This is a genomic window from Achromobacter sp. 10T422 (assembly GCF_056394065.1).
On the sequence record NZ_JBFTHD010000003.1, the window covers coordinates 268,424 to 295,221 of the forward strand.

At 64.3% G+C, this 26,798-nt stretch carries 22 protein-coding genes; 20 read left to right on the forward strand and 2 right to left on the reverse strand.

Going from position 1 to position 26,798, the window contains the following annotated elements:
- Positions 1-8 precede the first annotated feature (8 nt).
- The 5 genes from AC1DB0_RS08910 to AC1DB0_RS08930 all read left to right on the forward strand — a co-directional run bounded on the left by AC1DB0_RS08910 (position 9) and on the right by AC1DB0_RS08930 (position 4,188).
- Positions 9-902, forward strand: a complete 894-nt coding sequence (locus AC1DB0_RS08910; RefSeq protein ID WP_441371339.1) for an SURF1 family protein — start codon at positions 9-11, stop codon at positions 900-902.
- Positions 903-987: 85 nt separating this feature from the next.
- A complete protein-coding gene (locus tag AC1DB0_RS08915; protein WP_054421383.1) occupies positions 988-1,569 on the forward strand; it encodes an SCO family protein in 582 nt (193 codons plus the stop codon).
- 51 nt (positions 1,570-1,620) lie between these two features.
- Positions 1,621-2,655, forward strand: coding sequence for a COX15/CtaA family protein (locus AC1DB0_RS08920; RefSeq protein WP_476757368.1), 1,035 nt, complete (start codon positions 1,621-1,623; stop codon positions 2,653-2,655).
- A gap of 13 nt (positions 2,656-2,668) precedes the next feature.
- The gene (gene cyoE / locus AC1DB0_RS08925) at positions 2,669-3,562 is read left to right on the forward strand and encodes a heme o synthase (RefSeq protein ID WP_054421072.1); all 894 of its coding nucleotides are present in this window, start codon (positions 2,669-2,671) and stop codon (positions 3,560-3,562) included.
- 17 nt (positions 3,563-3,579) lie between these two features.
- A complete protein-coding gene (locus AC1DB0_RS08930; protein ID WP_054421073.1) occupies positions 3,580-4,188 on the forward strand; it encodes an SCO family protein in 609 nt (202 codons plus the stop codon).
- A gap of 75 nt (positions 4,189-4,263) precedes the next feature.
- Here AC1DB0_RS08930 and AC1DB0_RS08935 read toward each other — a convergent pair whose 3' ends face one another.
- Entirely contained in the window at positions 4,264-4,491 is a 228-nt protein-coding gene (locus tag AC1DB0_RS08935) for a DUF3717 domain-containing protein (protein ID WP_476757369.1), read from the reverse strand.
- A gap of 145 nt (positions 4,492-4,636) precedes the next feature.
- On the opposite strand from AC1DB0_RS08935, the gene AC1DB0_RS08940 reads away from it, so the two are divergent.
- From AC1DB0_RS08940 to AC1DB0_RS08965, 6 genes are all read left to right on the forward strand, one after another.
- The gene (locus AC1DB0_RS08940) at positions 4,637-5,350 is read left to right on the forward strand and encodes a glycine zipper 2TM domain-containing protein (RefSeq protein WP_346552467.1); all 714 of its coding nucleotides are present in this window, start codon (positions 4,637-4,639) and stop codon (positions 5,348-5,350) included.
- Positions 5,351-5,392: 42 nt separating this feature from the next.
- Complete coding sequence (locus tag AC1DB0_RS08945; protein WP_054421076.1) at positions 5,393-6,244, forward strand: PhaM family polyhydroxyalkanoate granule multifunctional regulatory protein; 852 nt, start codon at positions 5,393-5,395, stop codon at positions 6,242-6,244.
- A gap of 69 nt (positions 6,245-6,313) precedes the next feature.
- Positions 6,314-7,687, forward strand: a complete 1,374-nt coding sequence (gene glmU / locus AC1DB0_RS08950; protein WP_054421077.1) for a bifunctional UDP-N-acetylglucosamine diphosphorylase/glucosamine-1-phosphate N-acetyltransferase GlmU — start codon at positions 6,314-6,316, stop codon at positions 7,685-7,687.
- On the forward strand, positions 7,687-9,096 hold the full coding sequence (locus AC1DB0_RS08955; RefSeq protein WP_476757370.1) for an MFS transporter: 1,410 nt from the start codon (positions 7,687-7,689) through the stop codon (positions 9,094-9,096). Before glmU ends, AC1DB0_RS08955 begins: the two co-directional genes overlap by 1 nt.
- 102 nt (positions 9,097-9,198) lie before the next feature.
- On the forward strand, positions 9,199-10,521 hold the full coding sequence (locus AC1DB0_RS08960) for a UDP-glucose dehydrogenase family protein (RefSeq protein ID WP_175170662.1): 1,323 nt from the start codon (positions 9,199-9,201) through the stop codon (positions 10,519-10,521).
- Positions 10,518-11,576 (forward strand): glycosyltransferase family 4 protein, encoded by a 1,059-nt coding sequence (locus tag AC1DB0_RS08965; RefSeq protein WP_346552471.1) that lies wholly within the window; start codon positions 10,518-10,520, stop codon positions 11,574-11,576. The genes AC1DB0_RS08960 and AC1DB0_RS08965 overlap by 4 nt, the downstream gene beginning before the upstream one ends.
- Positions 11,577-11,591: 15 nt before the next feature.
- Here the strand turns inward: AC1DB0_RS08965 and AC1DB0_RS08970 are convergent, their stop codons facing one another.
- Complete coding sequence (locus tag AC1DB0_RS08970) at positions 11,592-12,080, reverse strand: Lrp/AsnC family transcriptional regulator (protein WP_054421080.1); 489 nt, start codon at positions 12,078-12,080, stop codon at positions 11,592-11,594.
- 150 nt (positions 12,081-12,230) lie between these two features.
- Here AC1DB0_RS08970 and glmS point away from each other — a divergent pair, with 150 nt between their 5' ends.
- From glmS to AC1DB0_RS09015, 9 genes are all read left to right on the forward strand, one after another.
- Positions 12,231-14,063: a glutamine--fructose-6-phosphate transaminase (isomerizing) gene (gene glmS, locus AC1DB0_RS08975; RefSeq protein ID WP_054421081.1), complete on the forward strand. Its 1,833-nt coding sequence runs from the start codon at positions 12,231-12,233 to the stop codon at positions 14,061-14,063.
- 565 nt (positions 14,064-14,628) lie between these two features.
- Entirely contained in the window at positions 14,629-15,888 is a 1,260-nt protein-coding gene (locus tag AC1DB0_RS08980) for a nucleotide sugar dehydrogenase (RefSeq protein ID WP_082386902.1), read from the forward strand.
- 39 nt (positions 15,889-15,927) lie between these two features.
- Positions 15,928-18,408, forward strand: a complete 2,481-nt coding sequence (locus AC1DB0_RS08985) for a hypothetical protein (RefSeq protein WP_476757371.1) — start codon at positions 15,928-15,930, stop codon at positions 18,406-18,408.
- Positions 18,405-20,468 (forward strand): glycosyltransferase, encoded by a 2,064-nt coding sequence (locus AC1DB0_RS08990; RefSeq protein ID WP_447576917.1) that lies wholly within the window; start codon positions 18,405-18,407, stop codon positions 20,466-20,468. The genes AC1DB0_RS08985 and AC1DB0_RS08990 overlap by 4 nt, the downstream gene beginning before the upstream one ends.
- 43 nt (positions 20,469-20,511) lie before the next feature.
- Positions 20,512-21,666 carry a polysaccharide biosynthesis/export family protein gene (locus AC1DB0_RS08995; RefSeq protein ID WP_054421085.1) on the forward strand — a complete coding sequence of 385 codons (1,155 nt, stop codon included), beginning with the start codon at positions 20,512-20,514 and terminating at the stop codon, positions 21,664-21,666.
- Between the two features lie 7 nt (positions 21,667-21,673).
- Positions 21,674-23,014 carry an ABC transporter permease gene (locus tag AC1DB0_RS09000; protein WP_054421086.1) on the forward strand — a complete coding sequence of 447 codons (1,341 nt, stop codon included), beginning with the start codon at positions 21,674-21,676 and terminating at the stop codon, positions 23,012-23,014.
- A 9-nt stretch (positions 23,015-23,023) separates the two neighbouring features.
- On the forward strand, positions 23,024-23,740 hold the full coding sequence (locus AC1DB0_RS09005) for a P-loop NTPase family protein (protein ID WP_054421087.1): 717 nt from the start codon (positions 23,024-23,026) through the stop codon (positions 23,738-23,740).
- On the forward strand, positions 23,694-24,893 hold the full coding sequence (locus AC1DB0_RS09010) for a KpsE/RkpR family capsule polysaccharide export protein (protein ID WP_156336331.1): 1,200 nt from the start codon (positions 23,694-23,696) through the stop codon (positions 24,891-24,893). Before AC1DB0_RS09005 ends, AC1DB0_RS09010 begins: the two co-directional genes overlap by 47 nt.
- The gene (locus tag AC1DB0_RS09015) at positions 24,886-26,790 is read left to right on the forward strand and encodes a Vi polysaccharide transport protein VexE (protein WP_476757372.1); all 1,905 of its coding nucleotides are present in this window, start codon (positions 24,886-24,888) and stop codon (positions 26,788-26,790) included. The genes AC1DB0_RS09010 and AC1DB0_RS09015 overlap by 8 nt, the downstream gene beginning before the upstream one ends.
- Positions 26,791-26,798 lie beyond the last annotated feature (8 nt).

Sequence of the window (26,798 nt, forward strand, 5' to 3'; positions counted from 1 at the left end):
AACGATACATGGCCCGACCGCACTCCACCCGCTACACGGTAGCTGCCCTACTTCTGCTTGGTATCGCCGTGGTGATTCTGGCGTCGCTCGGGCAGTGGCAGTTGCGTCGCAGCGATGAGCGACGCGCCATTCTGGCCGCTATCGAAGCCGGCCGCAAGCAAGCGCCGGTGCAGCTCACCCCCGCCACGCCCTCTGATTCGCTGGTACCTTGGCGCGTGGCGCAGGCGACTGGCACATGGTTGCCGCAATTCAGTGTACTGCTCGACAACCGCAATCACGATGGCCGCCCGGGCTATTGGCTGGCCACGCCGCTGCTGCTGGATTCGGCCTCGCGGCAAGCGGTGCTGGTGCTGCGCGGCTGGCTGCCGCGAGTGATTCAGGGCCAGGGCGAACCGGTGTTGCCCGCCACGCCCGAAGGGCCGCAAACGGTGACCGGCGAGTTGTCCGAACGCGTGCCGCGCATGTTCGAACTGTGGTCGTTGGGCGGGCAGGACCAATCCGCCCTGCCGGCGTTACCGGCGGCGGACGGCAAAACGCCGCAAGTGCAGAACCTGCCGCTGGACACTTACGCGCGCGCCACGGGCCTGAACCTCTTGCCTGTCGTGTTGAGCCAAACCAGCCAGCCCAGCCTGCCCAGCGACGCCAGCCAGACCAGCCAGACCAGCCAGCCCAGCCAGACCAGCGAAGCCAGCCAGTCCGGCCAGCCCGGCCAAACCAGCCCGGCCAGCGCCGACGGTCTCATACGCGACTGGCCAGAACCGCCCGTCGATTTTCAGAAGAACACGTCCTACGCCGTGCAGTGGTTTGCGTTTGCTTCGATTGCCGCCATCGCATGGCTGGTGGTGTTGGGGGGCGCCATCAAGCGCATGCGCCAGCGCGCAGAGCCAGGCCCCCGGGCCTGATCGCGCGCATCAATGAACGACTCTTCCAGGATATAAAGTGGCTCGCGACATTTCATCCAACCCGCCTGCGCGCAAGCGTTCGCTGATGCCGATGGTGCTGGTGTTTCTGTGTTCGCTGGCGCCCATCGTGGGCGCCTTCGTGGTGTACATGAACCCGCAATGGTGGCCGTCGGATTCTGCCAACTACGGCACGCTGGTGTCACCACAACGGCCGATGCCGGCTGCCAATGAACTGAAGCTGACCACGCTGGACGGCAAGCCGTTTGACCTGCAAAGCCTGAAAGGCAAATGGTTGCTGTTGGCGGCCGACGGCGCGGCGTGCCCGGAAAGCTGCGCCCGCAAGCTCTACATTACGCGCAACACGCACGCCAGCCAGGGCAAGAACGTGGACCGCCTGGCGCGGGTCTGGTTCATTACCGACGATGCGCCGGTGCCGGACAAGGTGCTGGAAGCGTATCAAGGCACGGTCATGCTGCGCGTGAATCCGGATCAGCTGGCGCACTACCTGCTGGCGCGCGATTCGGCCGCCGGGCAGCCGGCCCTGCAAGACCCGATCTGGGTAATCGACCCGCTGGGCAACCTGATGATGCAGTACCCTGCCGACGCTGACGGCGTGAAAGTCCGCAAAGACATCAGCAAGCTGGTCTATAACTCGCGCATTGGCTAAGGGAGTCTTTCCCGGCGAGTGCGCATGTGTGTGCATTTTTATTTGGTTGACATGGAACGCATCAAAGCGCGTTATCGCAAGCTCGTATTTTTCACCTGGTTCCTGACGCTGGACTTGATCATGTTCGGCGCCTTCGTGCGCCTGACGGACTCCGGCCTGGGCTGCCCCGACTGGCCCGGCTGCTACGGCAGCGCGACGCCGCTGGGCGCCATGGGCGACATCCACGAAGCCTCCCAGGCCATGCCGTTCGGCCCGGTGACCTTGTCCAAAGCCTGGATCGAAATGATCCATCGCTACGTCGGAACGATTCTGGGCATGCTGATCATCGGCATCGTCTACATGGCGTGGCGCTATCGCCGCGAACTGGGCCGTTCGCCGGCGCTGGCCATCACGACGCTTGTCGCCGTGTGCGTGCAGGGCGCGTTTGGCGCCTGGACCGTTACGCATAAGCTGATGCCAGCCGTGGTGACGTCGCATCTGGTGTTCGGGCTGTCGGTGCTGGCGCTGATGACCTGGTTGTCCGCGCGTGAACGCCCGCACCTGGCCATTGCCGCGGCTGCGGCGCGCTGGAAACCCTGGGTGGCGGTGGGCTTCGGCTTGCTGCTGGTGCAAGTGACGTTAGGTGGATGGGTCAGCACCAACTACGCTGCGCTGGCCTGCATGGACTTTCCCATGTGCCACGGGAAATGGGTGCCGGACATGGACTTCCACGGCGGGTACTCCGTGATCCGGGGCCTGGGCGAACTGCCATCCGGCGAGATGATTTCCCAGCCCGCACTCACCGCCATCCACTGGGTGCATCGCAATTTCGCCTTCGTCGTGTTCCTGTACCTGGGCACGCTGGCCTGGCGGTTGCGGGCGGAACCCGGCCTGCGCGGCCCCGCCACGCTGATGCTGGCATTGCTGGCCGCGCAGTTGTTCACCGGCCTGACGACCATCTTCTTCCAGTGGCCGCTCTTGATCGCGGTGCTGCACAATGGGGGCGCCGCCGGCCTGACCTTGGCTGCCGTGGTGCTGATGGTGCGTTTGTCCACGGCGGGACGCGCGCCGGCGGGGGGCTATGGCCCCAATTCGGTGCGCGTTTAAAATAGGGTCCACTATGACCAGTCTTGCCGCTCCTCAACCCGGATTGTTCCGCCAATACCTCGTACTCACCAAGCCGCGCGTGACGCAGCTTGCGGTGTTTTGCGCGGTCATCGGCATGTTTCTCGCCGTTCCGGGCATTCCCGATATGCGCCGTGTGCTGTTTGGCACCATCGGCATCTGGCTGCTTGCCGCAGCCGCCTTCGCCATCAACTGCCTGATCGAACAGGAAGTCGACGCCCGCATGCTGCGCACGGCGCGGCGCGCCACGGCGCGCGGCACGATCTCGGCGTTCCAGGTGCTGAGCCTGTCAGGCCTGTTGGGCGGCGCGGGCATGTTCGTGCTGTACACGCTGGTGAACCCGCTGACGATGTGGCTGACCTTCGCCACCTTCGTGGGCTACGCCGTCATCTATACCGTCATCCTCAAGCCGCGCACGCCGCAGAACATCGTGATCGGCGGCCTGTCGGGCGCCATGCCGCCTGCGCTGGGCTGGGCTGCCGTGGCAGACTCTGTGCCGGCGGAAGCCTGGGTGCTGGTGCTGATCATCTTCATCTGGACGCCGCCGCATTTCTGGGCGCTGGCGCTGTATCGCAACCACGATTACGCCAAAGCCGGCCTGCCCATGTTGCCCGTCACGCACGGCAACCAGTTCACGCGCCTGCACATCTTGCTGTACAGCGTGGCGCTGGTGGCCACGACGCTGTTGCCCTACGCCATCCGCATGAGCGGCGTGCTGTATGTGTTGTCGGCCTTGGTGCTGGGCGGCATGTTCCTGTCATATGCGTGGCGCTTGTACCGCGTCTACAGCGATGAGCTTGCGCGCAGCATGTTCCGTTTTTCCATTCTCTACCTGGCGCTGCTGTTTGGCGCCCTGCTGGTGGACCACTGGGTCGGCCTGCTGCGCTGACCCCCTGGAGGTTGTTGATGTCCATGTTTTCCGCCAGCCGCCGGCTGGCTCTGCGCTTGACCGTCGCCGCCGCGTTCACGGCCGCCCTGGCCGCTTGCGGCGAAAGCGCGCCCACGTTCAAAGGCAGCGACATCAGCGGCACCCAGCTTGGGCGCGGCATGGAACTGACCGACACCAACGGCAAGACCCGTCAGCTGTCCGATTTCGCCGGCAAGGTTGTGGTGGTGTTCTTCGGCTTCACACAATGCCCCGACGTCTGCCCGACCTCGCTGGCCGAGCTGACCGAAGTCATGAAGAAGCTGGGCCCGGACGCCGACCGCGTGCAGGTGCTGCTGATTACGGTGGACCCGGAACGCGATACGCAGGAAGTGCTCAAGCAATATGTGTCGGCGTTCGACCCGCGCTTTCTGGGCCTGACCGGCACGCCGGACCAAATCAAGAAGGCGGCCGCCTCGTTCAAGGCGTACTACGCCAAGGCGCCCACCAAGGATGGCAGCAACTACACGATGGACCACACGGCCGCGTTCTATTTGCTGGATGGCAAGGGCGAATCGCGCGTGTTGGCCAACAACAACCTGGGTGTGGACGCGCTGACGCACGACATCCAGGCGCTGCTGAAAGGCTAGTCCTGACAGGACGGGTTCGAAATCGGGCTAGTCCGCGAGGGCTAATTCGTAATCGGGCGATTCAGCCAGAAGTGATCAGCGGGCGCCGCCGCCCGCCGAAGCCCAGCCGGCCAGCGCCGCCTGGGCTTTTTCATTGAGTTCGGAAACGTCGATGTCGTGGCGGTGCGTCATGATCATCAGCGCATAGGGCGTGGCCAGCGCCGCGGCTTCGGGACACAGGCGCGATTCGTCACCGACCGAAGGCGACACGTTGCGCCAATAGTTGATCGCCTGTTCAAGCTGGGGCAGAGAAATGGAATCCATTCGGCTATTGTCCACGAATGCGCGCGGGTGTCCATCCGCCCGCCCTTGGGGCCATTACCCCTGCAAAGAAGCGTCACCATCGCAACATGCCGAAACCGCGCCCGGGTGCTATACCGATGCCGGTTAGTTACGATGGAGCATCGTCATGAATACATCCACCCGAATTGAGCACGCGCGCCGCGGCTTGCATCCCCTGGTTGCCGCCGCGTCGATCGCTGTCATCGTCATGTGCGCCGTGGGCGTCGCCGCTGTGATGGGCTGGCTGCCCTCGCCGTCGGCCAATCCGCACGCGGACACGCCTGTGGCCGAGGCCGGCCCGGAAAGCGCCAACCTGGCGCCGGCGCCGCAAGCTGCTGCACAGCAATCGCAGGCTCAGCAATCGCAGGCCCAGCAGGCGCAGGCCCAGCAGGCCCAAGCCCAGCAGGCCCAGGCGCAACAAACCCAGCAAGGCCGTCCGGCATCGGCGTCCGCGCCGCGGCCCGCCGCGCCCGCACCCGCGCAACAGGCTTGCCAGAGCTGCGGCGTGGTGGAAACCATCCGCCAGGTGCAGGTGCCTGTGAAGGACAACAGCGATCACCTCGTCGGCACCATTGGTGGTGGTGTGGTGGGCGGCGTAGTGGGTAATCAATTTGGCGGAGGCAGCGGCAAGACGGCGCTGACCGTGCTGGGCGCGGTCGGTGGTGCTTTGGCAGGCCGTGAAGTTGAGCGTAATATCAGACAGCAACAAACGGTGACGCACTATGAGCTTACGGTCCGCATGAGTGACGGTAGTGCGCGCCAGTTCCGCAGCGCGCAGCCCTTCGCCTTTGCATCCGGCGATCATGTGCGCGTTGAAAATAATCAGCTGCTGCCGGGTTGACCGGCAGCCAGCGGCAACCATCCGTACGCGGGGAGATCTGGCATGAGCGACTCATTCACCAATCCGTTCGTCCTACCTGGCATGGGGCAGAACTCGGATCTGTCGGGCAACCCTCTTCTGGCCAGCATGGAAATGATGCGCCAGGCTTGGGCGGGTTTGACCGGGCCGGGCGGCCTGGCCAGCAGCCTGCCCATGGCTCCCCCGATGAACCTGGAAGACCTGGACCGCCGCATCGCCGAGCTGCGTTCGGTGGAAAACTGGCTGCGCATGAACTTGTCCATGCTGTCGTCCACCATCCAGGGCATGGAAGTGCAGCGCTCCACCATCAGCACCTTGCGTGCGTTTGTGGACAGCGCGGCCAACATGGACTTGAACATGGTGCGCGAAAGCGGGGCGGCATCCCCACTGGAAGTGGTGCTGGGGTTGAAGCCCGCGCCCAAGTCCGCACCCAAGGCTGCGCCCACGTCCTCGTCAAAGGATACTGAGGCAGCCAAGGAACCCAACGCAGACAATGCCGCGGCGCCCGAATCCGGCATGGCCGGCATGAGCGAACAGATGGGCGCTGCGGCGCAATCGGCATCCAAGGCCTGGTGGGATCTGCTGCAACAGCAGTTCAACCAGATCGCGGCGGCCACGGCGGCGTCAATGCCGTCCAACCCCGCAGCACCGGGCGCGGCGTCGGCCCCGAAATCGGGCGAGGCCAAGTCCGGCGAATCCAAATCGGGTGAGTCCAAGCCGGGCGAATCCAAGGCTGCGGCCCGCACCGAGGCCAAGGCTTCGACGCCTGCCGCACGCAAGACGGCGGCTAAGTCCGGCGCCAAGGGCGCCACTAAGACCGCCTCCAAATCCGCGCCTCGCGCAAAGAAAACCGGGCCTGCCGACGGCACGCCCTGATCCTCCTTTCAATCTCGACTGGCGAGTGGCCGCAAGGCTGCTCCGCCGTCTCTCAACCTTTTAGAACTTATGCTTAATGTAGTGATCCTCGCCGCCGGACTGGGCAAACGCATGCAGTCCGACCTTCCCAAAGTGCTGCACACGCTGGCCGGCAAACCGATGCTGGCCCATGTGCTGGACAGCGCGCGCCAGTTGAAGCCGGCGCGCATCATCGTCGTGGTCGGCCATGGCGCAGACCGCGTCAAACAGGCGTTCGAAGGCCAGCCGGATCTGCACTTCGTGTTGCAGCAACCGCAGCAAGGCACCGGCCACGCCGTGCAGCAAGCGGTGCCGCTGCTGTTGGAAGGCGAAGGCAAGGATGACGTGACGCTGGTGCTGTACGGTGACGTGCCGCTGGTGCAGCCCGACACGCTGCAACGCCTGCTGAACGCGCGCGGCGCGGGCGCGGCGGTGCTGACCGAAGTGCTGGACGACTCCACCGGCTATGGCCGCATCGTGCGCGACGCCCAAGGCAATGTGTGCCGCATCGTCGAGCACAAGGACGCGTCCGACGCCGAACGCGCCATCAAGGAAGTGAACACCGGCATCCTGACGGCACCCACGGCCAAGCTGAAAGACTGGCTGACCCGCATCGACAACAAGAACGCACAGGGCGAGTACTACCTGACCGACGTCGTCGGGCTGGCTGTCGTTGACAGCGTGCCGGTGGGCGCGGCGCAACCGGCCGCCGGCTGGGAAACGCTGGGCGTGAACAGCCGCGTGCAGCAAGCCGAACTGGAACGCCGCTGGCAAGGCGAGCAAGCCCGCCGCCAGCTGGAAGCCGGCGTCACGCTGGCCGACCCCGCCCGCTTTGACGTGCGCGGTTCGCTCACGTGCGGCCGCGATGTGTTCATTGACGTGGGCTGCGTGTTCGAAGGCAATGTGACGTTGGCCGATGGCGTGCGCGTTGGCCCGCATTGCGTGCTGCGCGATGTCGCGGTGGGCGCGGGCACGCAGATCGAAGCGTTCAGCCATCTGCAACAGGCCGAAGTGGGCCGGGATGCGCGCGTGGGTCCGTATGCCCGCCTGCGTCCGGGCGCCGAATTGGGCGACCGCAGCCACGTCGGCAACTTCGTCGAAATCAAAAAGAGCGTGCTGGGCGCGGACAGCAAGGCCAATCACCTGGCCTACATCGGCGACGCCGACATCGGCGCGCGCGTGAACGTGGGCGCGGGCACCATCACCTGCAATTACGACGGCGTGAACAAGCACCGCACCGTCATCGAAGACGACGCCTTCATCGGTTCCGACACGCAGCTGGTTGCGCCGGTGCGTGTGGGCCGTGGCGCCACCTTGGGCGCAGGCACCACCCTGACGCGCGACGCGCCGGCTGAGAAGCTGACGGTGTCGCGTGCCAAACAGCTCACCGTTGAGGGTTGGCAGCGTCCCGTCAAGAAGTCGTGATGGCGGAGAACGACCCCGCCCAGGCTGCCGCTCAAGGCGCCGTCCCAAGCGGCGGCGCCAAGTCGGCCCAGCCTGACGGCCTGCCCACGCCGCGCCGGTATTGGGCGGCCGCTACGGTGATGACAGGCATCAGCCTGTCGGTGCTGGACACGACCATCGCCAACGTGGCCCTGCCCACGATCGCCGTCGACCTGAACGCATCCCCCGCGCAAGCCGTCTGGATCGTCAACGCCTACAACCTGGCGGTGGTGATGATGCTGCTGCCCTTGTCGGCGCTGGCCGAGCGCATCGGCTTTCGCCGCATGTTCACCTTCGGTCTGATACTTTTCACGTTGGCGTCGCTGGGCTGCGCGCTGGCCGGCACGTTGTGGCAGCTGACGGCGGCGCGCGTGTTCCAGGGCGTGGGCGCGGCCACCTTGATGTGCATGTTTGGCGGCCTGGTGCGCAACATCTATCCGCTGAAATTGCTGGGACGCGGCATCAGCATCAACGCCACCACCGTGGCCGTGATGTCGGTGCTGGGGCCCACCATCGGGTCCGCCATTCTGTCGGTGGCGCCGTGGCCATGGATCTTCGCGGTCAATCTGCCGATCTGCGTGCTGGCCATGTTCGGCCTGCGCCATCTGCCTGAAGTGCCGCGTAACGACGTCAAGCTGGATTGGGTCAGCGCGCTGCTCTGCATGGTGACGCTGGGCGTCTTCATTTCCGGCGTCGACATGATGGGGCAGGATCTGCTGCGCGGGATCGGCCTGGTTGCAATTGCGACGGTGGTTGGCTTGGTGCTGGTGCGCCGCGCCAGCCGCCAGCCCGCGCCGCTGGTGCCGGTGGACCTGCTGCGCATCCGTCCGCTGGCGTTCGCCGTGGGCGCGTCGGCCTGCACGTTCGCGGCGCAGATGGCGTCGTATGTGTCGCTGCCGTTCTACTTCCAGCAGGTGCTGGGCCGGCCGTACCTGGAAGTCGGCATGCTGATGGGCGCCTGGCCTGTTGGCACCGCCATCATCGCCCCGCTGGCGGGCCGGCTGTCCGACCGCTATTCCGCCGCCACGCTCAGTGGCGTGGGGGCGGCGACCATGGTGGCGGGCATGCTGTCGCTGGCGCTGCTGCCGTCGTCGGTGTCGAACTGGCCCATCGTGGCGGGCATGTTCGTGGCGGGCGTGGGATTTGGTTTCTTCCAGACGCCGAACAACCGCGCCATGTTGTCGGCCGCGCCCCGCTCGCGCAGTGGTGCGGCGGGTGGCTTGCAGGCCACGACCCGGGTGTTCGGCCAGAGCTTTGGCACGGCGCTGGTGGCCATCGCCTTCAGCGTCAGCGTGGTGCACGGCCCCGGGCTGGCGCTGGTGCTGGGGACGATCTGCGCGGCCCTGGCGGTGGTCGTGAACACCGTCCGTTTCAGCAAATTGCGGGTCTAGGGGCCATTCAGCCCCTGGTTCCCGGCCGCTTCTATAATGGCGGCCGGCGCCTGGTTCCTGAAGCCAGGCGCGCAAGATTCCCTATTTTGAAGGCGGGCAGGCATGAAAATCACGGTCGTGGGTACCGGTTACGTGGGGTTGGTGTCGGGAGCGTGCCTGGCCGACATGGGCAACGACGTCATGTGTCTGGATGTCGACGCGGCGAAGATCGCCCTGTTGCGCCAAGGCGGCATCCCCATCTATGAACCCGGCCTGGAAGATCTGGTCCGCCGCAACGTGCAGGCGGGCCGCCTGCATTTCACGGACGACGTGGCGCAAAGCGTGGCCTTTGGCGACGTGCAGTTCATCGCCGTGGGCACGCCGCCGGGCGAAGATGGCTCCGCCGATCTGAAGTACGTGCTGGCCGCCGCGCAGAACATCGCGCGCCACATGACCACGCGCAAACTCATCGTCGACAAGTCCACCGTGCCGGTCGGCACCGCCGACAAGGTGCGCGCGGTGGTGGCCAAGGAACTGGCGGCGCGCGGCGTCGACATTCCCTTCAGCGTGGCCTCCAACCCCGAATTCCTGAAGGAAGGGGCCGCCATCAATGACTTCATGAGCCCGGACCGCGTGGTCGTGGGCGCTGACGACGACTACACCATCGGCGTGATGCGCCGCATCTACGAACCCTTCCAGCGCACGCACGACCGCCTGATGGTGATGGACGTGCGTTCGGCAGAACTGACCAAGTACGCCGCCAACGCCATGCTGGCCACGCGCATCTCGTTCATGAACGAGATGGCGAACCTGGCCGAAGCCTTGGGCGCCGACATCGAGCAAGTGCGCCGCGGCATTGGCGCCGATCCGCGCATCGGCTATCACTTCCTGTATCCCGGCGCGGGCTACGGCGGTTCGTGCTTCCCCAAAGACGTGCAGGCGCTGGTCAACACCGCCGCCGAAAATTCCCTGCCCATGCGCGTCATCGAAGCCGCCGAAGCCGCCAACCACGCGCAGAAATTCCGCTTGTCGGAAAAGCTGGTGGAACGCTACGGCGAAGACCTGCGCGGCCGCAAGATTGCGCTATGGGGCTTGTCGTTCAAGCCGAACACGGACGACATGCGCGAAGCGCCCAGCCTGACGGTCATCGCCGAACTGACGCGCCGTGGCGCCGATGTGCGCGCCTATGACCCCGTTGCCATGCACGAGGCCGCCCGCGTGCTGGTCGGCCAGCCGGGCATCAGCTTCGCCACCGACATGTACGACGCGCTGGACGGCGCCGACGCGCTGCTGATTGCGACCGAATGGAAGGTGTTCCGCGCACCCGACTTCGACCGCGTGAAGGCGCTGCTGAAGACGCCGCTGATCATCGACGGCCGCAACCTGTACACGCCCGCCGACGTGCGCGGCCTGGGCTTCGAGTATTCGGGCATCGGCCGCGCATGAAGATCCTGCAACTGAACTTCGAAAAAGGCTGGCGCGGCGGCGAACGGCAGACGCTGTATTGCATGCGCGCCTTCCGCAAGGCGGGCCATGACGTCGAAGTGATGTGCCGCGAAGGCGCGCCGCTGGCCGAGCGCGCGCGCCAAGAGGGTTTCGTCGCCCACACCTGCCGCAATGTGCCGGGCCAACTGGCGTTCCTGGCGGGCGCCAGCCGCTACGACATCATCCACGCGCAAACCGCCAACACCATCACGTGGGCCGTGCTGACCAAGTGGCTGCATCGCAGCCCCGTGGTGTTCTCGCGCCGCACGTCGTTTGTGGTGAAGCCGGGCGACGAATGGAAAACCGGCTACAAGTGGCGCCACGCGAATCTGTTCGTGGCGATCAGCGAGATGGCCGCCAGCGAACCGCGCCGGCTGGGCATCGAACCCGTCATCATCCGCAGCGCGGTCGAACCGCACGCCATCAACGCCGAGAACGTCGCCAACCTGGTGCGCGAATTCGAACTGACCGGCAAGAAGGTCATGGCGACCTCCGCCGCGCTGATCCGCGACAAGGACCCCGTCACCTTGGTGCGCGCCGTGGGCGAACTGGCCAAGACGCGCCGCGACTTCGTCTTCCTGCACTTCGGCGCGGGCGGCGACCGCGAACAGCAGGCCAAGGACGAAGCCAAAAAGCTCGGTATCGAAGACGTCTACCGCTTCGCGGGCTTTCGCAAAGGCGTCGAAGATTTCTACAGCATCCTCGACGTGTTCGTCATGAGCTCCGAAGAAGAAGCGCTAGGCAGCAGCGTGCTGGACGCCTTCCTGCAACGCGTGCCAGTGGTGTCCACCGACGCCGGCGGCTTGAAAGAAAGCCTGGCCGACGGGCGCGGCGTGCTGGTGGCGGTGGGCGACCACCAGGCCATGGCCGCCGGCATGGCGCGCTGCCTGGACGACGCCGCATTCCGCCAAGATGTGACGGCGCGCGCGTACGAGTACGTCAAGAACGAACACGACGTGCAGAAAATGGGCAACCGGTATCTGGCGCAGTTCGAGCGGCTGCTGGGCGGGCGCTGACCCTTGCGGGGGCACTCACCCCCGCACATCAATCCTCGTTTCAAACTTCGCGCGGTGCACCGAGAAGAACGTGCGCACGTTGCGCACGTTGGCTTGCGCCGTGAAGGCGCGGTGGACCAGTGCGTGGTAGGCGGGCATGTCCTTTACCTGGGCGATCACCACGAAGTCCGGGCCGGGCGATACGCGGTAGCACTGAAGCACGGCGGGCTCGGTCAGCATGCTTTGTTCGAACGCGTCCAGGCTTTCGGCGGCCTGCACATCCAGCGTGATCTCGACGATTGCCGTCAGCGTGCTGCCCAGCTTTTCGGCCGCGAGGATGGCGACCTGGCGGGCAATCACGCCTTCATCCACCAGGCGCCGCACTCGCCGCAGGCAGGTGGGGGGCGAGGCATGCACGCGTGCGGCCAGATCCTGGTTGGTCAGTGAGCTGTCTTCTTGTAACTGTTCAAGAATGCGCAGGTCCAGATCATCGAGTTCCGGCAGCAGATTGGGCATATTTTGCATGATTAATTCAAAAACATCGTTTTGAAGAAAGATTATTTAATCACAAATATGTAAGGGAATTAACTTCCAAATATAGACGTATTAAGAAATCAAATTTCTTTGCGGGTCGCGCACAATGCGTCGGTACACGAACTTAGCGGAGTCTCTCCTATGTGCGGCATTGTTGGCGCCGTCGCCCAGCGCGACATCACCCCGATTCTTGTTGAAGGTCTGAAGCGGCTGGAATACCGCGGCTACGACTCTTGCGGCGTTGCCGTCTATGCCGACGGCCATCTGCGCCGTACGCGCAGCACGCAGCGCGTGGCTGAGCTGGCCGACCAGGTTGCCCAAGACAAGGTGCAGGGTTTCACGGGCATCGCCCATACGCGTTGGGCCACGCACGGCGTGCCGGCCACGCACAACGCGCACCCCCACTTCTCGCATCTGGGTAACGACGAGCCGCGCATCGCGCTCGTGCACAACGGCATCATCGAAAACCACGACGAACTGCGTGCTGAATTGCAGGCCGTGGGCTATGTCTTTGAAAGCCAGACCGACACCGAAGTGATCGCGCATTTGGTGAACCACCTGTACGCCGGCGACCTGTTCGAAGCCGTGCAGAACGCCGTGCGCCGCCTGCATGGCGCCTACGCCATCGCCGTGTTCTGCCGCGACGAACCGCATCGCGTCGTGGGCGCTCGCCAAGGCTCGCCGCTGGTGGTGGGCGTGGGCCAGAACGAAAACTTCCTGGCTTCCGACGCGCTGGCGCTGGCTGGCACGACCGACCAGATCATCTACCTGGAAGACGGCGACGTCGTTGACCTGCAGCTGTCGCGCGTGTGGATCGTGGACGCCAACGGCAAGAACGTGGATCGTGAAGTGCACACCGTGCACGTGCACACGGGCGCGGCTGAGTTGGGCCCGTACCGCCACTACATGCAGAAGGAAATCTTCGAGCAGCCGCGCGCCGTGGGCGACACGCTGCAAGACATCGAAGCCATCACGCCCGAGCTGTTCGGCGACCAGGCTTACAAGGTCTTCAAAGAGATCGATTCGCTGTTGATTCTGGCTTGCGGCACCAGCTACTACGCGGGTCTTACCGCCAAGTACTGGATCGAGTCCATCGCCAAGATCCCGGTGGCCGTGGAAATCGCCAGCGAATACCGCTACCGCGACAGCGTGCCCAACCCGCGTTCGCTGGTGGTCACGATCTCGCAGTCGGGCGAAACCGCCGACACGCTGGCCGCGTTGAAGCACGCGCGTTCGCTGGGCATGGAGCACACGCTGACCGTCTGCAACGTGTCCACCAGCGCCATGGTGCGTGAATGCAAGCTGTCGTACATCACGCGCGCCGGCGTTGAAATCGGCGTGGCGTCGACCAAGGCCTTCACCACCCAGCTGACCGCGCTGTTCCTGTTGACCCTGACGCTGGCGCAAGTGCGCGGACAGTTGTCGGACGAGCAGGAAGCCGATCACCTGAAGGCGCTGCGCCATCTGCCGGTGGCCATCGGTTCGGTGCTGGCGCTTGAGCCGCAGATCATGGCGTGGGCCGATCGCTTCGCGTCCAAGGAAAACGCCCTGTTCCTGGGCCGTGGCATGCACTACCCCATCGCGCTGGAAGGCGCGCTGAAGCTGAAGGAAATCAGCTACATCCACGCCGAAGCCTACCCGGCTGGCGAGCTCAAGCACGGCCCGCTGGCGCTGGTAACCGAGCACATGCCGGTTGTGACCATCGCGCCCAAGGACGAGCTGCTGGAAAAGCTGAAGTCCAACATGCAGGAAGTGCGTGCGCGCGGCGGCGAGCTCTATGTGTTTGCGGATGCCGACAGCAAGATCCAAAGCGCCGAAGGCATGCACGTGATCCGCATGCCCGAGAACTACGGCAAGCTGTCACCCATCCTGCACACCATTCCGCTGCAGCTGCTGTCCTACCACACGGCCTGCGCCCGCGGCACGGACGTGGACAAGCCGCGCAACCTGGCCAAGAGCGTGACGGTGGAATAACACCGCTGTTCGTCTTTTATATCAAGCACTTGGCCCACCGCATGCGGTGGGCCAAGTGCTTTGAAGACGGCGATTTTCAGGGGCATTATTCAGCGGATTATGACGGGCTTGTACACAACGATTTTGCATTACGGAATAATTGCTTTAGGCTATTAATAAATACCCGCTGAACAAGCATTATGTTTTTCAGTATGGTTAAACAAGAATAAGAAATACCCTTTTTAATATTCATTAACAATTGCCCGGCCATTCTGTGTTGCGGTTTGTGTAATGAATGTAATTATTTGAGGGAATTCCCGGGGTTTATTACGGAAACCCTGACTCATTTCCACAGCAATAATAATTTTTAGAAAGAATATTGCTGTCTGGCCCATCTACGATTCGTTGGCTCGTCATCCGACACGTATGTGTAGGTTTCGAGACGAAACATTTCTTAAGCAATAAGTCCGCCCAATGGGGACAGTCGTATATCGATTTTGAATCGATTTACGTGTCTTCGGGCGTCGATTTCTAGTGTCCACGACACGACGAAAACAGTGAGGCCCCCGTGGTAAAGAGAATCGCAGTGTGTGGCCTTGGATATGTCGGCCTGCCCGTAGCCGTCGCATTTTCCAAGCGCTTTGATGTCATCGGCTTTGATGTAGATAAGCGGAGAATCGCACGACTGAAAGAGGGACATGACTGGACCGGCGAGATTGACGACGACGCCCTGCGTGCCTCTGCCATGACCTTTACCGACCAGATTTCGGAACTGGAAGGCTGCGACTTTTTCGTGGTCGCCGTTCCCACGCCGGTCGACGAAAAGAACAACCCCGATTTTTCCCTGCTGGTGCGCGCATGCCAATCGATTGGCCCTGTGCTGCGTCCGGGTTCCATCGTGGTGTTTGAATCCACCGTCCACCCCGGCGCTACCGAGGAAATCTGCGGCCCCGAACTCGAAAAGGTGTCCGGCCTGCGCTGCGGCGTCGATTTCAAGCTGGGTTACAGCCCCGAACGGATCAACCCGGGCGACCGCGAGCATCCGCTGGAGAAGATCGTGAAGATCGTGTCCGGCCAGGATGAAGCATCGCTGGAGATCATTGCCGGCGTGTACGAGAAGATCATCGACGCCGGCGTGCACCGCGCCTCGTCCATCAAGGTGGCCGAAGCGGCGAAGGTGCTGGAAAACACCCAGCGCGACATCAACATCGCGCTGATGAACGAGATGTCGAAGATCTGCGATCTGGTCGGCATCCGCACCTCGGAAGTCCTGAACGCCGCCGGTACCAAGTGGAACTTCCTGAAGTTCTCGCCCGGCCTGGTGGGCGGACACTGCATCGGCGTCGACCCGTACTACCTGACGTCCAAAGCCCAGGAACTGGGCTATCACCCGGAAGTCATCCTGTCCGGCCGCCGCATCAATGACGGCATGGCGAACCATGTTGCACAGCGCATCGTGCAGACGCTGGCCCGCAACGGCCGCCTGAACGCGTCCACGCGCGTCGGCATCCTGGGGATGACGTTCAAGGAAAACGTGCCCGACATCCGTAACTCGAAGGTTGTCGACCTGTACCAGGCGCTGGGCAGCTACGGCATCACGCCGGTTGCGTGCGATCCGATGGTCGACCCCGAACAGATGGAACACGAATACGGCATCAAGCTCGTCCCTCGCGAAGCATTCGGTGGCATGGACGTGCTGATTCTCGCGGTCCCTCACCGCGAAACCATGGAGACCATCTGGGAAGACCTCCCCGGCTTGGTCAACAGCGGAGGCATGGTGTGCGACCTGAAGTCGGTGCTGGACAGCAAGCGCCTTGCCCCCGACCTCTTGTACTGGACTCTTTAAGTTCAGGCTCGCTATCCATCACTACAGGAGAGACCCTGGATGACTGCATTTACTATCGCTCCGATCGGCACCTGCCGAATTCATACGCCCCTGCGTGACGCCGTGGGACGCTACCCGATCAAGCTGCAACTGGGGCGCAACTACGGCTTTGTGCACACCAGCGCCGAGGCGCTACAGCAGGCGCGTTTCATGTTTGGCCAGATGGACATTCCGGCCGACGTGCAGCGCCTGATCTTCCGCCCTTCGAATGGCGAGCAAGCGCGCCGCGGCACGCACAAGCCGGCCGACCTGTACATGGTCGAGCTGTCTTCGCGCAAGCTGCTGACCATCGACGGCCATCCCATTCAGTCCAACTATCTGGTTCGCTATTTCAGCGAGTTCTTCGCCGACCGCGCGCGCACCCGGATGTTCTGGCAGCTGGCCAGCACCGACCGGCTTGCCGAACGCCGTGTGCAGCTGGACCAGGACGCCGTGTTCAAAAGCCTGTCGCGCGATGACCAGGACCTGCTGTCGCGCATCGTCAAGCGCGATCAGACCGACGAAGAAATCGAAGCCGAAATGCGCGAGCTGGTCGCGCTGCTGGGTCATGACAAGGTCGTGTTCGTCACGCATGTCAACGCACTGACGCCGGACAACGTGCCGATCGACCAACGCGCGCAGCTGATCGCCGCCGTGGCCGCAAGCGCGCAGCGCATCGGCGTGCCGTGCTATGACCCGACGCCGCTCATGAGCAAGATCGGCCAGGCCGACGCCATGGAAAACGGCGGGCTGGATTTGACGCACTACACGCAGGTCTTTGCCGAACGCCTGTGCCACGAGTGGTTCAAGAACTACATGCGCCCGCGCATGAGCGCATCGACCACGCAGGTGTCCGTGCCCAAGCTGGGCGCCGACGACAGCGCCGAGCGCATCGAAAAGATCTGGGATTCGGGCGACCTGCGCGAAGCCTCGCGCCGCGTGCGCGACGTGCTGCGCCGCCACCCCGGCCTGCCCGAGCACATGCTGCTGTTCGCACGCATCCAGGCAGAACTGGGCGACTACGAAGGTTCGCTTGAGCTCTTGGGCAGCGCGGACGGCGCTCTGGCTTCCGGCAGCAAGGCGGAACAGATCCTGATGCGCAACCACTTCAAGCTGGGCCGCCACGATCTGGCGTACTCGCTTGCGGCCGGCTTGCTGGGCGACGAAATCGAAACGCCCGAAATCGTCCGCATCGCCGCGGCCTCCGCCGGCCAGTTGGGTCACGTGGACGAGTCGCTGGGCAACTGGAAGCAGCTGTTCCGCATTTCGCCGCCCACCGACGCCACCGCGCTGGAAGCGGCCGACACCGTGTTGTCGCTGTTGCAAACCAGCGGCGACATGGACGCCGTCATCCGCTGGGTCAATGAAGTGCGCGAAGCCATCCCGACGTACGGCCGGGGCTTTGCGGTGCTGTGGCGCGACCGGCTGCTGGCGGGCGACCGCGCCGGCCTGCGCGCCCTGGCGTCGGAATCCCCCGCGTTGGAAGACGTGGACGCGCTGGAACTGGTCAAGGAAGCCTCGTGGCGCGGTTGCATCATGGCCGCCGCCGCGCTGGCCGTGTCTTGCGGCCTGGCCAAGAGCCAACACGAAGACATCAGCGCCTGGTTGCAATCGCAGTCGGCCGCATGGGCCGAGGACGGCACCCGCGCGCTGGAAGAAGGACGCCTGCGCGATGCCGCCGAACGCATCTGCGCGCACCGCCTGCTCAACCCCGACGCCCTGACCGCCCTGCGCGCGCAGCGTGCGTTCGAACGAGCGATGCGCCTTGGCGTACGCGCCGCGCTGCTGGCCGGCAATCACAAGGAAGTGATCGACCTGACCGACATCGCGTTGGATACGCAGGTTGATTTCCCCGAACTGGACGCAATGCGTGGCCGCGCGGCCGATGCGCTGGGCGACAAGCAGACCGCCATGCGCCATCTGGAACAAGCCGCCGCCGACAAGGCCGCACCGTTGAGCACGCAGCTGTACTTTGCCCGCGTGGCCTTCAACGGTGGCTGGTTCGGCGAAGCCATCGACGCCTACCAGGCCGTGCTGGCCAACGCCTCGGCCGACCAGAACGCCAAGGATGAAGCCGAACGCCAACTGGGCAGGCTGGGCCCGCGCGCCATTCGCGGCGCTCGCGAAATCCTCGCGGCAGGCGATCACCGCGCCGCCTGGAACCTGTTGGAACGCGTTGCCCAATCGTGGCCGCAGATGACGGAAGTCGATCACGAAAAGCGCCGCATCATCGCCGTGCTGTATGCCGAGGCGCGCGCGTTGGACCCGGCCAGCACCACCGAGCGCCTGGCGCTGGGCGAACGCATCCTGCAACTGGTTCCCACCGACGCCATCGGCCTGCGCCTGGCCGCCGTCGGCGCCATGCGTCTGCATCGTTTCGAACAGGCTTTGCCGTACTGGCGCCGCCTTCGCGAACTGTCCGATAACCCCACGCAGTTCGATCACTACATCGATCGCTGCTTGGTGTGGATCGAAAAAGCCAATCGAAGGAAGGCAGCATGAACCCACCACTGACTACCGAACGGGCGGACGTTGCGTCCGATCTTCAATGGGTGCATGCCCAGTTGGAGGAGATCGTCACGGCGTCGGTGCGGGTCCAGGTCGCACAAGAAAACCTGGCGCGCGCCGAAGCGTTGGCGCGCGACCATCTGCAAGACTCGAAGGTCCGCTTCCTGTTGCTTCGGCTGAAGGAATCGGCAGGCTTGAACGAGGGCATGGCCGAGCAGTGGGCAACCCTGCTGCAAGAGTGCCCGGACGACCTTCTTATCGTGCGCTACTGCGCGACGCGGCTGGTCAAGGAACGGCATGTCGACGAGGCCTTGTCCTTGGTCGACCGCCATCTGCCGGCAACGTCGGAGAACCCGTCGCGGCTGTTCGCCCGCGCCAAGTTGCTTAGCGACATCCGCGCACACGAGCAGTCGGACCAGTTGTTCCGGCGCTTGATTCTGGAACACACGGATCGCAATATCCGCGTTGAATTCGCCAAACGGCTGCGCAAGCGCGGCTTGCTGGCGGACGCGTATGAAGCGATCCGCCCCGTGGCCGCGCACCTGGCGCCGGGCAGCAAGGCGGCGGAGCTGGCCAACGCGCTGGCCACCGACTACGCCTTCTTCAAGGGCCTTGAGCCCGAAGGCGGCCTGGCGGGAAAGGACGTGCGGATCGTGTCGATGAAGCACGCCATCCTGCACTTTCGCAACCGCAAGATCGCCGAGCAGCCGCCAGAAAAGCCCGTGTCCGTCGCCCTGGTGACGGGCAGCCTGGGCCCCGGCGGCGCCGAGCGCCAGCTGACGCGCCTTGCCGGCGAATTGACGCGCATGGCGGAGCAGCCGGATCGGCAGCTGCCGGACGTGGTGATGCGGCCCGAGAAGGTCGAAGTCATGGTCAAGCAGCACACCGAGCCGGCGGGTTCGACGAAAAAGAAGCAAGGGCTCGACTTCTTTTTGCCGGTGCTGGTGCAGGCGCAGATTCCGGTCACCGAGATCAACAAGCTGCCCGCCATTTCGGTGGCGCATCAATCGGTGCCCGACGGCCGCCTGGGCCGCATGCTGGAACAGCTGCCCCCGCCCGTGCACTACGGCGTGACGCGGCTTGCGCCGGTGCTGCGCGCCAACCCGTTTGACGTCGTCAGCCTGTGGCAAGACGGCACGTGCCTGTTCGGCGCGCTGGCCGCGTTGCTTGCGGGTGTGCCGACCATCCACCTGGTGTTTCGCGGATTGCCGCCCAACATCCGCAAAGACCGCTTCCGCGAAGAGTATCCCGAGCTGTTCCAGGCCTTGGCGCAAGTGCCGGGCGTGTACTTCGTCAGCAACAGCCGCACGGCCGCCGAGGCGTACGCGCAGTGGCTGGGCATTCCCGTCGTGCGCTTTCACGTGCTGTACAACGGCGTGCCCGACCTGGCGACCAATGCATCCAGCGCCGACGAGCAAAAGTGGGAGTCCTTCAAGGAAGCCACCACCGACGCCACTGAAACGATTGGCGGCGTGTTCCGGCTGGAACCGGACAAGCGGCCGCAGCTCTGGATCAAGCTTGCCGCGATGTATCTGAAGCGGCGGCCTCAGGCGCGCTTTGTCATCGTGGGCGACGGACGCCTGCACGACAACATCGTGGCGCTGGCGGAAGAACTGCGCGTGACCGATCGCCTGTTGCTGGTGGGCCTGTCCAACCACGTGGGCTACTGGTATTCGCAGATGGACGCCAGCCTGCTGCTGTCGCGCTATGAGGGCTTGCCAAACGTGTTGATCGAAGCGCAGCTGTTGGGCGTTCCGGTGATCTCGACACCCGCTGGCGGCGCCGGAGAGTGCTTCGTGGAAAACGAAACAGGCCATCTGCTCAGCGATGTCGAACATCCGGACCTGACCGAAGCTTGCGACAAGGTTGAGTCGATGGTTGATCGGGTGCGCAGCAACGAGTCATTGAAGGCGCAGAGCCGTACCCGGGCACAAGACCTGTTTTCGCTCGACGCGATGCTGAGCAAGTTCCTGAGCCTGTGCGTGCCCGTCCTGCCCGTCTCGGAAAACGAGGAACGCATCGACTTCCAGCCCATGCAGCGCATGCTTGCCTGACACACGGCTGGTCTTCCCGAGGTCCTACAGATTTAAGGTTTTTATGCACATGAACGTCCCGGCTTTCGGCCTGCGGCGCAACGCGGCCTTCGCCCTGCTGGTGTTGGCCGCTCTTTCACTTTCGGGATGCCAGCTGCCGCGTTCCGGTCCGATGTTGAGCGAAATGACGGGGGCTCACGATGACAAGGATGTCGTCGTGATGCCCGCCTCGCGCGAGCTTGCGCGCGCGAGCCAGGTGCCAGAGGTGTCTGACTTTCCGGTGCCGTACCGGGATCTTACGCAGGCAGGATTCGACCGCCTGGTGCCGGGCGACGGCATCAACGTCAAAGTGTGGGAACGCGGTGGCCTGGGCGTATTCGCGGCGGACCCGTCCGGCGTCAGCGACCTGGGCAATCAGGAAATCGACCGGACAGGGTATGTCTCGTTCCCGATCCTGGGGAAATTCCGCGCCGCGGATTCGACGCTCTCGCAATTGCATGACGCCATCGTGCAGCGGCTGGCCAAGCTTGTCGTGGGCGCGGATGTGAGCGTCACGCGCGCAGCCGATGCGCGCGGGCAGATGGTGACGGTGCAGGGCAACCTGACCAAGCCCGGCATGTATCCCATCACGCAGACCGCGCAACGCCTGAGCAGCGCGCTGGCGCAGGCCGCGCCGGTGCAGACGAATCCCGAACAGCTCGTGATCAGCCTGCGCCGCGACAATCAGGTGGCGTCGGTGCGGTTGTCGGATATCTATCGCAACCAGAACAACGACATCATGCTGCGGCCGGGCGATGTCATCACCGCCTATGACTCGCGTGAATACCTGACCGTGTTGGGCGCTGCGGGTAACCAAGGCCGTGTGGCGATCAGCAAGCGCAACTACTCGGTGCTGGATGCACTGGCCGATTCCCGTGGCCTGGACGACAAGCTGGCCGACCCGCGTTCCGTGTTCCTGTTCACGCCCGCGAAGGCCGGGGTGGAAGGCAAGGCGGACCTGCTGCCGGTGGTGTATCAGTTTGATCTGACGCGTCCCGAGCAGGTGGCGCTGGCCCGCGAATTTACGGTCCATGAAGGCCAGGCCATCTATATCTCGGACGCGCCGTTCACACAGGTGCAGAAGGTCTTGTCGGCCTTCCGCGTCACGATGAGCGCCGGCTTCAGCGCCACGCGAGCCATCGATAGCGATTCGGGTTCGAGTTCGTCCGGCGTGCAATAGCGTGTCGATGAGTAACGAGGACCGGATCAAGGGGTGGCGTAACCGCCGCAAGGACAGTAACTACGCGGTGGGTTCGGGGGTCGATGCCTGGCGCCTGGACCCGGCCGCGCTCTTTGAAGCACAAGCCAAGCCGGGCGTGTTGCTGAAGCCGTTGCTGGCGCGCCTGCAAGGCGAGCCGCACGATTCCGTGGCCGCCCGCCGCGCAGTGTACGAGGCCGTGCAGGCCGAGCTGGACGCAGAGATTGCGCGCAGCAAGGTCGATGAGACGCTCGCCGATTTTTCCCGGCGGCGGCTGCGTCTGATCGTGCGCCTGCTGGAGCAGGACATCCGCGCGGGCGTCGACGTGTTCACGCCGGGCTACATGCCGCCCAAGCTGATCGCTGAAGACGAGCGGCTGGCGGCGGCGCATGCGCGGCGCGTGGAACGGCGCAAGCAGGACGAAGCGCGCGATGCGCGCCGTCATGCGTCACGCAACGACATCGCGCTGGAAATCGAGCTGCCGCAAGGCGAGGCCGGTGATCTTGCGATTCTGCGTGAACGCCTGCAAGCCTTGCATGAAGGGCATCACCCGGGCAATGCCGCGCGTGGGCGGCCCGTCGGGCGCACGCTGATGGCGTTGTTCGTGTATCAGCTGCGGGTGATTCATGGCGAAAGCCGGATTGCGCTGCTGTGGGCCTTGGTTGGCCCGGTGGTGCTGCTGACGCTGATCTCGTCGCTGTACATCCTGATGGGGACGCACTTCATTCTTGGCATGGACGTGCAAACGTTTTCGCTGTTGGGGGCCACCACATGGATCATGTTCCGGCAGATCGTTTTCCGAAGCAGCACCGCGTACGTGTCGGCCCGAGGCTTGCTGAACTTTCAGGGCGTCACGCCGCTGATGTGCGCGATGGTGCAGGCGCTGATCTACGTGTCGGTGTACCTCGTGGTGTTCGCGGTATTGATCAGCGCCGGCCACGCGTTGGGGCTCATCACGCTTCCCGAAAGCTGGGCGGGGTTCATTCTGTTCGTGGTGCTGATGGGATGCTGCGGCTCCGCCATGGGCGTGCTGTTCGGGTCGATCGCCACCTTCTGGCATTTCTTCCTGCGCCTGGCGCCCGTGATCGAGCGGGGTCTACAGATCTTCTCCAGCGTGTTCTTTGTGTCGGAGCAATTGCCCGAACACTTGCGGCCCTGGATTCTGTGGTCGCCCTTTGCCCACGGCATGCAGCTGCTGCGTTCGGCGTACTTCGCCGCCTACGATTCGCACGACGCCAGCCTGGGCTATTTCCTGACGGCATTGGTGTTCATGATGGTGGTTGCCTTGGCGGCCGAGCGTCTTGCGCGCCCCAATGTCCAACCGATGTGAGGCAAGCAGATGATCCATCTGAACGGCGTCACTGACGAACCCTATGCCTTTGGAAGCCGGCAGCCGCTGCTGGCTAACGCCACGCTCGACATTCCGGTGGGGCGCTACGCGCTGCTGTCGCATTCGCCGGAAATGCATCGCCAGATCGTCGACGTGCTGTGCTGCCTGCGTCCGCCGCGCCAGGGCTTTGTCAAACATGACGGCAACGTCTCGTGGGCGATCGGCCGGCAAGGCTTTATCCGCGGCAAGGCCAGCGGCATTGCCGTGATCGACTTCGTCTGCGAGATGTACGAAATCGATGTGGATGCCACGTTCGAACTGGTCGCAGACCTGATCAGCGATCCCAAATGCCTGGCCAAGCCCATGGAGCATTGGCCGCTCTACGTACGGCAGGAATTCTCGTTCGCCCTGGCGCTGGCGCCGGCGTTCGATGTCTACGTGATCGAAGGGGCCATCCCTTTCGAACCCTGCCGTTTCACCCGGCTATGGCTGGCGCTGTTCGAAGAGCGGCTGATCGGCCGAACCCTAATTCTCTCTAGCTACCGCCAGAACCAGATGGCGGACTATTGCCTAAAAGGCTTGATTTATGAACGAAGCGCTCTCAGCATCGAAGACGACCTCGACCAATGCCTCAGCAAATACCCCCCGCGACGATCACGAAGCGACTCCGGCACCGGCGATGACGTCTTCGGAGGCGGCTTCGAAGACAGCCAGCTCGGGATCTGAGGGCGGCTCCGAGATCGAACGCCGCCGTCGCGAACGGCAGGCGGCGCTGCGCGAGCGACGCCGCCACCGTTGGATCAACGCGTTCATCGTCATCGTGCCGGTGGCGCTGGCGCTGGTGTATGTGCTTGCCATCGCCACACCGCGTTATGAAGCGGAATCGCGGTTCTTCGTGCAATCGGGCTCTGGCCAGCAAGGCGGTGGCGGCGGCGCGGCCAGCCTGCTCACCACCGGCAACATGGGCGGCATGCTGGGCGGCTTTGTCGACGGCTGGGCCGTCAGCGACTTCCTGAAATCCCGCGACGCCATGCAGCAGCTGGACAAGAAAGTCGGCCTGCGCCAATACCTGATCCATGCGGGCGTGGACCCGTTCAACCATCTTTCCGAAGACTCCAGCGAAGACGATCTGTACCGCGCCTATCAGTCGTCGGTGCATGTGTCGTTCAATGCGTTGGAGCAGATTGACGTGCTGCGCGTCAGCGCGTTCTCGCCGGAAGATGCGGCAACGCTGTCCAAGGCGCTGATCAGCCTGGCCGAAGAGTTCGTCAGCTCGATGAACGAGAAAGGCGTGGCCGATAAGTTGAAGGTCAGCGAAGAGGCGGTGAAGCTGGCGGAACAAAAGGCGCTTGCCGCCCGCGACGCGCTGATGTCATGGCGGACAACGCACGGCAACATCGACCCCACGGCGACGGTGGCGATGCTGTTGAATCTGTCCAGCACGCTGGAGGCCGAGCTCAGCAGCGCGCAGATCAATCTGGACAAGATTCGCGCGCTGGGCAACAAAGACCACTTCATGCTCAAGCCGGCAGAAATGCAGGTGCTGGCGCTGCAAAAGCGGATTTCGTCGGTGCGCCGCCGTCTAAGCGGCGACGGCAATGCCGAAGCCAAGCAGCTGAAATCGTATGAGTCGCTGCGAAATGCCCAGGCGTTTGCGGATTCGAACCTGACCTTGGCGCAGCAGTCGTACCAGCAGGCCATGACGGACGCGCTGCGCTTGCAACGTTACCTGTCCATCATTGCTCAGCCGGTGCCCACCGACCGTCCGAGCAGCCCGCGCACGATGGTTCTGCTGCTGCAAGCGCTGGCGCTGGGCTTTGTGTTGATGTTCATCTCGCGCGTTGCGATGGCATTGTTGAGGGGGCTGCGTCATGGTTGATACGGCAATTGATACCCGTCGCGCTGCGGCCGACGCCACCGCGCGGCTGCGCGAGGTCATCAAGGACATTTACGCGGCGGGCGACCCCGCCCGCGAGATGGCCCGGCTGGACCCGGCGCTGGCCGAAGCCCATGACGGCTGGCGCGATGTGCGCCGTTTGATGGTGGCGCCGTGGATGCGCGAAGCGCGCTTCGAACCCGCTATCGCCGCGCTTGAAAAGCTGACGGTGGCTTACCCGACACGCGCTGATGACCGCCGCTTGCTGGCCAGCCTGTTGGGCCGCAGCAAGCAGTGGGACCGCGCCATTGCCGAGGCCGATGCCGCCGCCGGCATCGAGCCCGCCAACGCCTCGCTGCATGCCGCGCGCATTCAATTGCGCGTGCAGGCCGGGCGGGTGGCGGATGCCGCCGAGGTCGCGCGCGCAACCGTCGGCATGGCCAAAGACGATCCTGCTGAAGCGTATGCCTGGATGATGGCGTTCGTGCGCAACGGCGACGTGGCCGAGGCGGCGGGCATTGCGGCAAGCCTGGATTCGAACCAGCTGCCCAACGAACGCGTAGCAACGATGGCCGTGCGCGCCTTGCTGGAAGACGACCGCGCGGAAGCCGCCATCCAACTGGGCAATGCGGCCTTAAGCGCAAACCACGATTGCGCGGCATTGCGCGCCTCGCTGGGCCTCGCGCACCTTCGGCGCGCCTCTGAAGAGGATCGCAAGGTGCACGCGCTGACGCATTTCGAAGCGGGCCTGAGCGCCGCGCCTGCGGACGTCAGGCTGCTCACGCTGTATGGCGAAACGCTGTTGCGTGCTGGCCGCTACAAAGAAGCCGCGGCGCCGCTTGCGCAGGCCATGGAGTTGGCGCCGGACCTGGAACAGACGCGCGCGCTGTATGCCCGCGCGCTGCGCTATACGTTGCAGTACGACGAAGCCGCCGACCAGATGTTGAAGCTTGTGGAAAAGTCGCCCGACAAGCTGATGTGGCAGCGCGCCGCCATCGGCGCGCTGTCGCAGGCCGGCCGCAAGGGCGACGCCGAAACCCTGTACGAAAAATACGTCGCCACCCGCAGCGCGAACCTGCCGAAGACCTTCCAGGAAGCCATGGCCCAGATGGAAGCGCGGCTGGATACCGCCCCGATTCCGCAGGCGCGTCTGGATTGGGCGTGGTCGATGCGCGGTGACACGAATGTGGACCGCGCAGAATGGGAACGCCGCGCGCGCTGGGGCCACATGATCGATCACCTGTTGTTCGACTGGCTGGAATGCCGCGAGGATGACGTCGAAGAATCCATGCAGCTGTTGGGCGAACTTGATACCGGCGAACGCTTCTTTGCGCCGCTGCTGGCGGCCGGCAAAGGGGTGGTGGTGGCCACCGCGCACGTCGGCCCCATGTACGCGGGCCTGATGGCGTTGGAGCTGCTGGGCATCCCGTCGCGCTGGCTGGCCACCGCGCCCAGCATCGCCCAGAGCAGCTATTCCACGGCGCTGATCTCCACCGCCGACCAGACCGAAGCGCAGGTCGCCAAGGCCTGCATGCGCGCCATCAATTCGGGCTACGTGCTGTGTCTGGCGATTGACGGCGCGGCAAATCCCGCCGCACCGCGCACGACCTTCGAAGGGCAGGAAGTCACGTATTCCAGCTTCGCATCGCACCTGGCGCATCGTCTTGGCGTGCCGTCGGTGTTCTACGCGCCGCGATGGGAGAACGGCCACGTGGCTTACACGCTGGAGATGCTGCCCGCCGCCAACCCCGGTGAAGACGCCGACGCCTATGCCAAGCGCTGGCAGCAGGCGTATTTTGAACGGCTGCGCGAACACGTGGCCGGCCCCCCCGAAAATCTGCGCCTGAGCGGGGGCATCTGGCGCCATGTGCAGTCTGCGGATCGCTCCGCGCAGCAATAGGAATCAAG